The organism is Proteus myxofaciens ATCC 19692 (assembly GCF_001654855.1).
GTDB classification, from domain to species: domain Bacteria; phylum Pseudomonadota; class Gammaproteobacteria; order Enterobacterales; family Enterobacteriaceae; genus Proteus; species Proteus myxofaciens.
Map to the genome: position 1 here is coordinate 1 of NZ_LXEN01000255.1, position 225 is coordinate 225.

At 22.7% G+C, this 225-nt stretch carries 1 protein-coding gene; it reads left to right on the forward strand.

The genetic code is table 11. From position 1 onward, the window contains the following. A partial coding sequence (locus M983_RS17730) for a neuraminidase-like domain-containing protein (RefSeq protein ID WP_245684064.1) occupies positions 1-225 on the forward strand: 225 nt, incomplete at both ends.

Consider the following 225-nt stretch of genomic DNA (forward strand, 5'->3'; position numbering starts at 1 on the left):
ATGATAAAAAAAGTAATGTATTAACCAAATATTATATAAATAAGAATCCAAATTTATTTTTAAATAGTGATATTGATGTATATAATTATTTATTAATTGATAATAAAATTTCTGCTGAAATTATGACAACCCCTATTGCTCAGGCAATAGCAAATATTCAGTTTTATATTAATAATTGCTTGTCAGGTGATGAGAAGCAAGTTAATAAAAATACAAAAGGACGGA